Here is a 12237-nt window from a genome sequence, read left to right as displayed (position 1 = left end):
CCGGCGCCATGCTGCGGGCCGCCGTTACGGCTTGGCCAGCGGGTGTGCCCGTTTGTACGCCTGCTGAGCGTGACGGGCGCTGATGTGGGTGTAGACCTGTGTGGTCACCAGATTTGCGTGGCCAAGCAGTTCCTGGACGGCGCGAAGATCGGCGCCGTTCTCCAGCAGGTGCGTTGCAAAGGTGTGCCTCAGGGAGTGAGGCGTGATCTTGAGCCGAATGGACGTGGCAGCGGCGTATTTGTCAAAGGTTCTGCGGATTCCGCGGTCCGAGAGACGCTGGCCGAGCTTGTTCAGGAAGAGCGCGCTGGTTGCTTCCCCAACGCGCAGGAGCTGCGGTCGCGCATCGGCCAGATACTGCTTCATCGCCTGAATTGCCGGACCACCCATCAGTGCAATGCGCTCTTTATCGCCCTTGCCGTGCCGGATACGTACCTCGCCCGATGCCAGATAGAGGTCGTCAACGTCTAGCTGCTGCGCTTCACCGGCGCGGATTCCCGACGCGTAGAGCAGTTCCAGGAGGGCACGGTCTCGCAGGCCGGCAGCCGTCTGGCAATCCGGGGCGCACAGCAGCGCCTCGATCTCCACGTGCCTCAGGGCCTTTGGCAACCGTGGAAGCTGCCTCAGCGGCGCGATGGCAAGCGTCGGGTCGTGACTGATTATGCCTTCGCGCCGGCACCAGTTACAGAAGGAGCGCACCGATGCCAGCTTCCGCCCGACCGTGGTGCGTGCATAGGCGGCGGCGCCAAACTCGGAGATGAGAGCCCGCACGTGTTCACGCTGAACGCGTTGGAGCGGCTCGGGACCGGGAATAAGCTGCTGCAGGCGGGCAAGAAACTGAGTGATATCGCTGCGATAAGCACGAACGGTGCGGGTTGCCAGGTTGCGACCGGATGCGAGATAGCGCAGCCAATTCTGCAGCGCTGCTGCGGATGAAGGCGCCAACGCGGCGTCATCCGGCGACGACACTCCGGCGGACTCAGGCATCCGGGTCCTGGAGAGCCTTGCGATGGCGCTCCAGTTCTGCCTCTTCCATAGCGTCCAGATCTGCGGAGGTGAGGCGCTTTGGCGGCGTCTCGGCCGCGATCTCCGGCAGTTCTTGCTCGGCATCCAGTTCAAGCATCGGCTGCTCGGCGGCGATCGCCGGCATCGTGCTGGCAGCCTCCAGCCGCGGCGCCGCCGGCTCGGCGGCTATTGCAGGGCTCTCTGGAGGAGGCGCCGGGAAGAAGCCAGGTTCCACGGGCAGAACGTCGCTCGCGTTGACAAGAACAGCGTATTTGAGTTGAAACTGCTGCTCTGCCGGAGACAGCCGTCCGCGAGCCTCTTCGGAGAGCGAATCCAGCCATTTGGACCGCATCGTCTCCTGCATGTCGACCAGTCGCTGCTTCACATCGGCCGCCAGAGTGACGGGATTCACCTCCACAACCACTTCCCCGCTCGGGTAGATCGTATCCACAATGCCTGCAAGCGTGCGATAGTGGTTGTAGAATAGGCCGGACTGCGTGTCTTCCGCCGTCTGGTCCCGGTCTGCAATTCGTACGGTATCGCCTTTTTTGAGTTTTGTATCGGGCATTTTCGAAAGGAGCTGCAACACTGAGAGATCGATTGTCGAACTCTATTGTGGCACGAATTGGGTGGCTGCGCCGGGCGTTGGCCGATACGGCACGGCTCGAATGCGAAAGGAGGAGCAATGGAGCGTTGGTTCGAGCCAGAGCCGGTGGCGCTCTGCGGGCGTCGGATCCGCCTTGAGCCGATGGAGATCCGTCACACTGCCGATCTGGCGAAGGCAGCGGGGGACTATTCCGTGTTCCGGTGGTACCCGGTGCTCGTCAACAGCCCCGCGCTGATGGGCGAGTACGTGCAGAGCGCTTTGGACGAGCAGGCGCGGGGGGTTTCAGTGCCGTTCACCACCGTCGAAGCCTCATCGGGCGAGGTAATCGGCTCCAGCCGGTTTATGAATATCGACGTGTACCACCGTCGCGTCGAAATCGGCAGCACCTGGCTGGCTCCGGTTCGGCAGCGAACCGGCCGCAATCGCGAGGCGAAGTACTTGATGCTGCAGCATGCGTTTGAGGTCTGGCGTGTTCGGCGCGTGGAGTTGAAGACCGACGCGCGCAATGAGCAGTCGCGCCTGGCCATGACGCGCCTGGGCGCCGTGGAGGAAGGCACGCTGCGCAATCACATGGTGATGCCGGACGGTGGCGCCAGAGACACCGTGTACTTCAGCGTGATAGAGAGCGAGTGGCCGGATCTCAAAGCCAGGCTGGAAGCAGAACTTGGCAGACCACCCGGTTAGCGAGGAGCGCCGGTGGAAGTTGCCACGATTTGCCAGAGTACGTATCCGACGAAATAGAGGCACGCCCCCACGGCAACATGGAGCGGAGTAAGATGCCACCGCACCAGAGCTGATGAGAAGAGCAAGAACGCAATCAAAAACAGGAACGTACTGCCAGCCGCGCGCAAAAGCATAATCTTCATAATCCCGTCGGCGTCCCGAACGCTGCACGACGCCGACTCAGTATAGCGCACTCCGCGCGGCGTTGTAAGCGTAACGCGCCTAACGCGACACGGCTGGCCGGCCATCCCGTACCAGCAGCCAGGTAAACCCATGAGCGGGGATGGCAACCTTCACATCAATCTTGTACTCTCGGTCCAGCCGAAAGTTATGCGCCGCAGCTCCGTTGATGCTTACCAGAGCAACGTTTGTTATCCCGGTGTAATAGAGTGGCAGCGTGAGCGTCTCAGTAACGGGCGTGTCTTCGGGATTCCAGACAAGCGCCATCGCCCGCTCGGACTGGTTCGGGTTCACATGCATCATGGCGTCTGGCGTGGCGCCATCCGCACGGCGAAGATGGATCACATCGGAGTCGAGAATTGCGCGGTGCGCCTCGTAGAAATCGACCCACTTGCGAACCACGGCTTCGGTCTCGGGTGCGTCGTACAGGCGAGTGCCTCGATAGCAGGCCTGAACGCCCATTCCCAGGTTCTGGATGAGGTGTGCCGCGTAGGCGTTCAGATGCTCCTTGAGAGGCTCCAGTGTAGCGGCTTCACCTCCGCCGTGGTACTGCACCAGAGGCACAAACATCCATCCCATACTGGGCGTTTTGTACCAGGTGCCGTCAAATATCTCCTGGCGGCCCAGCACAATCTGCCTCTCCCGTGGGAGCGACCAGTTGTCCTCACGATAGCCCATCCCGGTCTTGTTTGAGCCGTTGAGGAAGTACCAATCCGGCACGTTCAGGTAGATATCCGTGGCGCGGCACCAGTGATAGAAGTCGGTGATCATCTTCCACTGGTTCCATTGCGAATCGTCCAGCCCGCGATGACCGGGATGCGTGGTGGATGCACAGACATCCCCCGGATACGATCCATCGTGCTCCAGAACGCGCATTCCCGTTTCGGCCATAAACTGCTTCAAATGCTTGAAGTATGCGATGCCCCAGGCGCTGCAGAGGCAAGGTGATGAACCAAAGATGGCGCCACCGGGCTTGAGGGTTTTGGGATTGATCACGTCATCCTGCGGATCGATACTGCGGCTGGCGAGCAGGTCGTATCCGCCCAGATCGATGCCGCGCGAATGCGCATAGTTAACCAGGTCCCTGAACTGCGCGATGTAGGCCGGGTCCATGTTTTCGGGATTGAACCCGCTCCCGAACGATAGAATCACCACCTCGAAACCGCAGGCAGCGGCCTGATCGATAGCCGCTCGGACGGACGCCGGATCGGATCGCGTGCAGTGCATCAGCAGCGGATTCTCGGTAGCCCACGGCGCCAGCGAACGGTACATGCGACACAACGCAAGGCCGTTTCGCTGCCGGCTGCCGCTATCGAAGACCAGCTCGTAGGTACGATAGCTCTCGAACGTGCTGCCGGGCGCAATGTCGGCCGCCGGCCCAAGCGGCGGCTCCGATACCAGCAGGCACGGCGTCTTGTAGGAGTAATCCACCTGCGTCGTGTAGCGCGGATCGGCTTCCCAGTGAATGGTGTGGTTGGCCTCAGCCGGGTTGCCGCCACCAAATTCGTAATCGCTCTCGGCGTAAAGGTTCGGATGGGTGAGGCCGTCGATCGTGCCCTTGTCGGTACCGTGTTCCACCACGGCCAGCCGTTCGTTCTCAAAGCGATCCAGCCTTACGGTTGCTTTGCCGGTATTGGTGACGGTGATCCACTTGGCAATGAGAGGGATGCCGTCGTACATCTCATAATGGACGTCTACATCAATTGCAGCAACAGCGCCGACGCCGGTGAAGTGCAGAACCATGGCCGCGCCGGGCGGCGGCCAAACGGTGTTGGCGCAGTACCGGCGGGGCTTCCACGGAAATCTCGCGACCGTCTTCCCCGTTGTGATGCCGGTGCACTGAAATGCGGCGGCGTCTGACTTCATCTCCGGCAGCCATTGTGGCTTGAGATAGGCATAGTCGGGCTGGCCTGTAAGGCCGCCCACATCGTACGGGTTTCCGTTGATGGTGACGCGCGCCTCGGGGCTTACACCGCGCAGGATCGCGGCGCCGGTCATCAGGTTGGTAAACCGCACGCAGGCGCCGTTAGGAGCCAGCCGCCAATCGCGTCGGATCAGACCGTTCGTCATCACCACATCGCCGGACTCGCGATCGTACGCCACAACCGCGCGCCTTCGCAGCGGCGAGACCAACCAATCGGCGGAAACGCGCTTGGCAGCGGCGGCCGAAAGAGCCGGCAGGCTGCTAGCCTGGTCTGAGATTCGATTCGCCGGTATTTGCATGGCAGTTCCCCCACAGAGCGCCGCGACCAGCATCCACATAGAGTCCCCTCCGGACCGCCGGCACATAACTGACCGGCATTCCCGCATAGTATTCAACAGCAAGCCGCCGGCGCCTGCCTCGGTCGTCCGCCAGCGTCGGCAATGCTTCCGGATATAATGCCATTCGTGGAAAGCTCGCCCGCGGCGCCTGCCCGCGCACAAGAACCTGCGGTTGATGCCGAACGCGATCAGCGCGTCAGCGCGCTCACTCCGCGCGCCCTGCTCATCGGCGTGGTTTGCGTGGCGCTGTCGGCCGTGATGGTGACCTTTGCGGAGCTGGTAGTGCAGCAGATTCAGATCGGCCTGCTGCAGATTCCCCCTGTGGCAATCGGCATCCTTTTGATGTTGCTCGTTGCGCGCGCGGCGGCAAGGCGGTTTGGCGGACGCGACGGACTTCAGCGCCACGAGTTGGCGACGATCTACATCATGAGCGTGATTGGCGCGATGGTAAGCTCGCGCGGGCTGCTCCAGCGGTTTTTGCCCACGCTGACCGCGGCTGACTACTACGCCAACGGCACGAACGCGTGGCGGCCTCTGCTGTTCAAGCACATACCGCGCTGGGCCGTGCCGTGGGATCCATCCGGAGGCATCGACCAACCGGCGGTGAAGGCGTTCTACAACGGACTTCGACCTGGTGAGCACCTGCCCTGGACTGTGTGGATTACGCCGCTTCTCTGTTGGGCTGTGTTTCTCGCCATGATGCTCGGCTGCTTTTTGTGCATCGCGGCGTTGGTTCGCCGGCAGTGGGTGGATAACGAGCGACTGACGTTTCCGCTGGCCCAGTTTCCGCTCGAACTGATCGGTGGCGAGGGATCCGGGCGTCCTCTGGCGCGGAATCCTGCAATGTGGGTCGGGTTTGCGCTCCCAGCTCTTGTCTTCGGCTTTAACGGCCTGCATCGGGCATGGCCCAACATTCCAGACATCACCACCAACTTCAATCTGAACGCCCTGTTCACGCAGCCGCCGTTCGACGCAATGACCAACTTCCACGCCTACATCTCGTTTGCCGCGTTGGGATTCTTCTACATGCTGCCGACCGACGTGCTGTTCTCGATGTGGTTCTTCTTTCTCCTCACCAAGGTGGAAGAGGTGCTGGCCGCCTCGATGGGTTACTCGCCGGCCATCATGCCACTGTTTGCGTGCACCGAGTTCACGGGCTACCAGAACATCGGTTGCTACGTAGCGCTTACTGTGAGCATGGTCTGGTTTGCGCGCCCACACCTGGCGAATGTCTGGAAGGCTTGTCGCACACCGCTACGTTCGATGCGCACCGGTGAGGGCAGTACCGAGCTTCTGCCGTATCCTGCCGCTGTCGCCGGTCTGGCGCTTTGCTTCATCGGGGCGGTGGTGTGGCTGTGGCTGCTCGGTATGTCTCCATGGCTGGCCGCGTTTGAGCTCGGACTGCTGTTCGGTCTGGTGGCGTTTGTAATGGCTCGATGTGTCAGCGAGGGCGGCATTCTGATGACCGAAACCTCGTTCCGTCCTGTGGACGTCTATCGGATGTTTGGCGACGTACGCAACCTTTCACACTCCAACCTTACCGGAATGGCCTTTCTGGATGCGATCTCCATGAAAGATCAGCGCGGACTGCTGCTGGCCGGCTTTCTGGACTCGCTCAAGCTTACCGATGGCGTCCGGATCAAACGTGGCAGCCTGCTGGGAGCGTTTGCGCTGGCGATCGGCGTGGCTTGCGTGGTCGGGGGCGGACTTCAGATAGCCGTGCCTTACCACATTGGCGCCATCAACATGAACAACTACGTGTACGCGGGCAACCCGGTGTGGTCGTTCCGGTACAGCGCACAGGCAATGCTGCACGAGCAGTCGCCGGCGGGCTGGAGCGAGCGGCTTAACTTCGCCGGCGGGTTTTTAGCCACTCTGGCCATGAACTCGCTCCGCAGCAGGTTCTACTGGTTCCCGCTCAACCCGATTGGATATGCGCTCTCCGGTACGTGGGTGATGATGTGCTTCTGGTTTCCGGCGCTGCTGGCCTGGCTGTTGAAGAGCTTGGCACTCCGGTACGGTGGCATGCGCTTCTATCGAGCGTCGCGCCCACTATTCCTCGGCATGATTCTCGGCGAAGTTTCTGCGGCGCTGTTCTACGCCATTCCGGGCCTGTTCAATCGGTACTGGCCCACCCCAGCCCTTCCGTGGCCGTAACATCGCGAGAGGTGGTGCGAAAAGAGATGCGTTGCCAGGTACTGATCGTCGGCGGTGGCGTTGGCGGATGCGCGGCGTCGCTAGCGGCCTCGCGCCACGGGCTGCGCGTTGTGATGACGGAGGAAACCGCGTGGATCGGCGGGCAGTTGACCAATCAGGCCGTGCCGCCTGACGAACACCCATGGATTGAAACCCACGGATGCACCGCGGCCTACCGTTCGTTTCGGGAGCGGGTGCGCGCGTGGTACCGAACGAACCGTCCGCTGACCGAGGCTGCTGCCGCCGACCCGCTTCTGAACCCCGGCGCGGGCCTGGTTTCGCGCCTTTGCTGTGAGCCCCGTGCGGCGCTTGGCGCGCTGACGGAGATGCTGGCGCCGTGGCGCGAATGCGGCGCGCTGGCGGTGCTGACGGGCTGCCGACCGCATCGCGTGGCCGTTGACGGCGACAGAGTCACCGCCGTGATATTCCAGGTTGACGGCGAGGAACTGGCAATCGAAGCCGATTGGTTTGTGGATGCCACCGAGACAGGTGAGCTGCTGGAGCTTGGCGCTGTAGAACACGTGGTAGGAGCGGAGGCGCGCAGCGATACCGGCGAGCCGCATGCACCGACCGTGGCCGACCCACTCAATCAGCAGGCGATCACCATGTGCTTCGCGGTTGAGTACCGGCCCGGCGAAGACTGGACGATCGATCGGCCCGCCGACTACGCACGCTGGGGCACTTTGGAACCCCTGATGCGGCCGGCCTGGCCGGGCAAGCTGCTTTCGTTGACCGGCTCCGATCCGGTGACGCTGACGCCGCGCACGCTGGTTTTCGATCCGGAGGGCGAGGAGGCAAGCGGCGGATTTGGGCTATGGCGCTACCGCCGAATTGCCGCAGCCCGAAATCTGATACCCGGGCAAGGCAACCGCGATGTGAGCCTGATCAACTGGCCCATGAACGACTATTTCGAAGCGCCGGCGATCCTCCCTGGCGCGGATCGTGCAGCAGCGATGTCGCGGGCAACCGCAGGTGCAGAGTCTCTCAGTTGGTCGCTTCTCTACTGGCTGCAAACGGAGGCGCCACGCCCGGATGGCGGCGCCGGCTGGCCCGGATTGCGGATGCGGCCCGACGTCATGGGCACTGAGACGGGCATGGCGATGGCGCCCTACATCCGTGAGAGCCGGCGCATCCGCGCACGAGCTACCCTGCTGGAGCAGCACCTGGCGTTGGAGGCACGCATGCGCGAAACCGGCTTGCCGGCGGACCAGGTTCGCGCGGCGGATTTTCCGGATTCCATCGGCATCGGCAGCTACCGGATCGACCTGCATCCAACCTGCACCGGAGATAACTACCTGGACGTCGCCAGCCTGCAGTTTCAGATTCCGCTCGGCGCGCTGTTGCCGGTACGCGTAGAGAACCTCCTGCCGGGATGCAAGAACCTCGGCTCGACGCATATAACGAACGGGTGCACGCGCCTCCATCCCGTGGAATGGTGCGTGGGCGAGGCGGCGGGCCAGTTGTGCGCCTTTTGCATTTCACACAACTGCCCAACCGGTGCGGTACACTCGAAGGCGGAGTTGCGCGATGAATTCCTTCGAGTCCTTGACAGCGAGGGTGTGGAGCGCCGCTGGCGGTAGTAAGGTCTAACCAGGATCAGCAGCAGGCGGGCGGCCAATAGGCTCAGCCTTCCACCACAGTAGGGCCGCGTGCCGGGCATCCCACGCCGATAGCATCTCTTTTCGCTCTTTCCCGCCGTTCATGGTAGTTGGCTGAAATCGGCGGTAAGGTTCAACGATAAATCAATTGCCTACGTTGCGAAGAGGCTAACACCGTAACTCCAACGTTGTTCGCAAGTGCCGCAGCGCTGCGGCGATAACCAACACCGCGAGGTATCGATGGCTGAGGAAGAAGAACGCTCCGGACCGCACGTTCCCACCACGCTGCAGGATATCGCCGACGTGGTGGGTGTAAGCGCCTCCACGGTTTCGGCAGTGCTTCACACCACACGCTCCACAACGCGCGTCTCGAAGAAGACCCGTGAACGCGTAGAGTCAGTCGCCAGGCAGATGGATTACCAGCCGAACGCGATTGCGCGATCGCTGCGCCGCCGCGAAACCGGCATCATTGGCATTTACAACGGCTACGGTCTATATTGCGATGCACGCAGCGCGTTCTTGGGTGAGATCATTGGCGCTACCCAGGTGGCATGCCAGTGCTACACCAAAGACTGCCTGCTCTATCGGTACTGGGACGACCCAACCGTGGAAGGCGTTGCGCAGCAGTTGGTGGATGGCCGTGTGGATGGACTGATCCTGTATGCACCCGAGGGGGACGCACTGGCTGAGCGCCTGGCGCGCGCGCCGCTGCCCGTGGTGGCCGTCGTCGACGCGCTTCCATCGCTGCCGTGCGTTGTGGTGAATGATCAAGTAGGCGGGGCGCTGCAGGCTAAGCACATTGCATCTCGCGGGCACAAGCGCGTGCTCTACCGCCAGACGCCGCATCGCGGGCAGTCGGTAGTGCGCCGGTTTGAAGCGTTTCGTGACGAGGCTCAACGGCTGGGCCTCGATGTGGTTTACGGCCGGCGCGAGCAGCCGAATGAAACCGCCCTGGGAGAGCAGGAGAAGCAGATCCTCTCCGGGCCGGCAGGCGAGCGCCCAACTGCGATCGTGGCGTGGGAGGATCTCCGAGCGTATCAGGCGGTTCGCGAGTGCGAAGCGATGGGCCTACGCGTTCCTGAAGACATCGCGGTGATTGGGTACGACGGCGTGCCGACCGAGGGGCTGTTTATGCGCAAGCTCACCACAATTCGCGCGCCGTGGTCGGACGTTGCCACCCGGGCGATGGACTTGCTGATCCAGATGATTGCGGGCAAACGGGTTCCTGAAGAAACCGTGCTTGACGTGGAGCTTGTACTGGGAACCACAACCTGACGAGGCGGCAGACTGAACCACTCCCTAAGCATTCGTTCGCTCCTGGCATGCGCTCTGACGGCCGCGCCGTGCGCCGCCACAATCGGCCACGCACGGCTCATCCCAGTCGGGCAAGCGCCACCACCGATTGTTGCCACTATCTCCATTGATGCCGGCAGACCGGTGCGGCGTTTCCATCCGCGCCGGCTTTGCGGCACGAATATCGCCGTCTGGAATGAGCCCGCGCTGTTCGCGTCGCCGCAAATCCATCGCTGGCTCGCCGCGCTCGGCTCCCGCATTATTCGTATGCCCGGCGGATCTTACTCCGACATCCTCTTCTGGAATGGCAATGGCGTCCGGGATGCCGCCGGACGGGTAGATCCGGAGCGCGTGAAGGATGGATATCCCACGATCGACTACTCGGGCTACGCTCCGTCGTTTCTCCTGGATACGCATACGAGCGCGCCGAGCGCCACATGGAACGGCAACGTTGATGTAAAGACCGAACATGACTTTATCCGCTCATTGCCGGGCTGCCAACCGCTGGTGACGGTGAACGCCGGAACCGGGCGCGCCGAAGATGCTGCCCAGTGGGTGCACTGGGCGAACAAGGTCCACAAGTACAACGTGCGCTACTGGGAGGTTGGCAACGAACTGGAGGGCACGTGGGAGGCCGGCCATTTCTTGAAGGGTGGCGGCGAACTGACCCCGGCGATGTACGCCCACCGCTACCTGGCCTTCGCCAAAGCAATGAAGGCGCAGGACCCATCGGTTTTAGTGGGTGGCGCCGCATCGGGATCGGATGCCGGTGGTTTTACCCGGGAGATGCTGAAGGAGGATGGCGCCTGGGTGGACTTCGTATCGTTCCACACCTATCCGGGGCAACCCGAGCAGCCGGAGTCGGAGCTGCTGGCCAACATACCGAAACTGGATCCCGCCGTATCGCGAATCCGCGGCTGGATTCGGAAGTACCAACCAGAGCGAGCCTCACACATTCCGATCTGCATTACGGAGTGGAACCTGGCGCTGAGCGACAGTACGGACGGCCTCTTCAGCGCGCTCTTCTCGAGCGAATTCCTTGCGGAGATGGCTGAGTCCGGCGTCGATTTCGCGAACCAGTGGGACGCCTTCACACAAACACCTGGTACCGGCGGCGGTCTGGCGCTTATTGTTCCGGGAGCGCATCCGTTCCGGAAGTCGCAGTACTGGGCGCTGTGGCTGTGGCGGCGGTATGCCGGCCGCGAGCTGCTGGAAACCTCTCTGGACCACCCGCAGCAAAACCTGTACACCTGCGCCACGCGCACCGCCAACTCGGTGCGGCTCATGCTGGTGAACACCGGGCACGACGCGCCAATTCGGGTGCGCGTAAGCCTCTCCGGTTTCAATGCCGGCGCGGCGGGCGAGCAGGCGATCCTTTCGCATCGACAATACTTCTGGGACCGGCTGAGCCAGCGGGCGAATTGGGACGCCGGGCCGCTGGTTTTGCCCGCGGCTACGGGCGACTCGTTTACCGAAATCGTTCCGGAATACTCGGTAGTGTGGGTGAGAATCCCGCGGGCGGGCCATCGCGCGGTGACGCCAGAGGCTGCTGCAAACCGCCTGACTCTCGGCCGTACGGGAGGCCCGGGCCCGGTGCTCAGAATTGAGATAAAGCCCTCCGCGTTCGCCGATACACCGGCCACGGGATGGGTACGGGCCTACATTGCAGGAACCAACAAACCATGGCCGCATCCGCTCCCGCCGGCGTCGCTGACCGTGACTGGACCGGCGAGGCTGGACCGCAGCCTGGCGCGGCTGGATGAGTCGGCCGGCCGATTTGTACTTCTACCATCCGGCAGCGGCCGCGTAGCGATCACCGCAGAGTCCGGCGCGTTGACCGTCACCGGCGTTGTAACGTTGAAACCGTCGATTCCTCAACCGCGGATACTCTGGACCTGGAAGCCGGGTGTATCCGGCGCCTCGTTTACGTCGGATTGGAAGCTCACCGGCGATGCAGATGCGCGGGCAAATGTGACTGTAGCGCGTGTCGACCTTCAGAATGTGCAGCCAACGGAGAAGGTTCGCAATCTACTGACGTTCACGAACATCCCGCCCGCCATCCGAAAGCGGAACGTGCGCGGCGTCGTTTTCGATCTGAAGGTGTCACCCAGTTTCAGCTGCACGGACCCGACCGCCGGCCTGTGGGTGGTGATGCAAAGCCAGGCCAACTACTGGATGCCGCTCGGTGGCGTGCCACTGCCGGGCACACCGGGGCACTGGAAGAGCTATCGCTTTACCGTAACCGACCCAAAGCAGATTGCGGCGATGCCCGATCTCTTCAACGTGATGCTGATCCTGCGCGCTGGCGCGCCTGTCAGCGGCACCGTGTGGGTTGACCGGGTCGGGCTGCTCGTGCGGTAGCTGGGAACGGATATG

Annotated in this window: 9 protein-coding genes; 5 read left to right on the top strand and 4 right to left on the bottom strand. The window is 62.6% G+C overall.

Annotated features, from left to right (window positions below):
* Positions 1 to 24: 24 nt before the first annotated feature.
* Both KGJ62_03435 and KGJ62_03430 read right to left on the bottom strand, forming a co-directional pair.
* Positions 25 to 984: a tyrosine recombinase gene (locus KGJ62_03435; protein MDE2125619.1), complete on the bottom strand. Its 960-nt coding sequence runs from the start codon at positions 982 to 984 to the stop codon at positions 25 to 27.
* Entirely contained in the window at positions 977 to 1570 is a 594-nt protein-coding gene (locus KGJ62_03430) for a hypothetical protein (protein ID MDE2125618.1), read from the bottom strand. The genes KGJ62_03435 and KGJ62_03430 overlap by 8 nt, the downstream gene beginning before the upstream one ends.
* 117 nt (positions 1571 to 1687) lie before the next feature.
* Here KGJ62_03430 and KGJ62_03425 point away from each other — a divergent pair, with 117 nt between their 5' ends.
* A complete protein-coding gene (locus KGJ62_03425; GenBank protein ID MDE2125617.1) occupies positions 1688 to 2293 on the top strand; it encodes a GNAT family N-acetyltransferase in 606 nt (201 codons plus the stop codon).
* On the opposite strand, the gene KGJ62_03420 is transcribed toward KGJ62_03425, so the two are convergent.
* Together KGJ62_03420 and KGJ62_03415 are read right to left on the bottom strand one after the other, a co-directional pair.
* Entirely contained in the window at positions 2290 to 2475 is a 186-nt protein-coding gene (locus KGJ62_03420; GenBank protein ID MDE2125616.1) for a hypothetical protein, read from the bottom strand. The genes KGJ62_03425 and KGJ62_03420 overlap by 4 nt on opposite strands.
* A 79-nt stretch (positions 2476 to 2554) precedes the next feature.
* Complete coding sequence (locus KGJ62_03415) at positions 2555 to 4774, bottom strand: alpha-galactosidase (GenBank protein MDE2125615.1); 2220 nt, start codon at positions 4772 to 4774, stop codon at positions 2555 to 2557.
* 117 nt (positions 4775 to 4891) lie between these two features.
* Between KGJ62_03415 and KGJ62_03410 the strand changes: the two genes are divergently transcribed.
* The 4 genes from KGJ62_03410 (at position 4892) to KGJ62_03395 (ending at position 12222) form a co-directional block, all read left to right on the top strand.
* Complete coding sequence (locus KGJ62_03410) at positions 4892 to 6931, top strand: hypothetical protein (protein ID MDE2125614.1); 2040 nt, start codon at positions 4892 to 4894, stop codon at positions 6929 to 6931.
* Positions 6932 to 6957: 26 nt separating this feature from the next.
* On the top strand, positions 6958 to 8550 hold the full coding sequence (locus KGJ62_03405) for an FAD-dependent oxidoreductase (protein MDE2125613.1): 1593 nt from the start codon (positions 6958 to 6960) through the stop codon (positions 8548 to 8550).
* 258 nt (positions 8551 to 8808) lie between these two features.
* On the top strand, positions 8809 to 9843 hold the full coding sequence (locus KGJ62_03400) for a LacI family DNA-binding transcriptional regulator (protein ID MDE2125612.1): 1035 nt from the start codon (positions 8809 to 8811) through the stop codon (positions 9841 to 9843).
* A gap of 285 nt (positions 9844 to 10128) precedes the next feature.
* Entirely contained in the window at positions 10129 to 12222 is a 2094-nt protein-coding gene (locus KGJ62_03395) for a hypothetical protein (protein MDE2125611.1), read from the top strand.
* The last annotated feature ends 15 nt before the right edge of the window (positions 12223 to 12237 follow it).

The sequence above is a fragment of the Armatimonadota bacterium genome (assembly GCA_028871815.1).
Lineage (GTDB): Bacteria > Armatimonadota > Chthonomonadetes > Chthonomonadales > Chthonomonadaceae > REEB205.
This window is presented reverse-complemented; position numbering and strand designations above follow the sequence as displayed.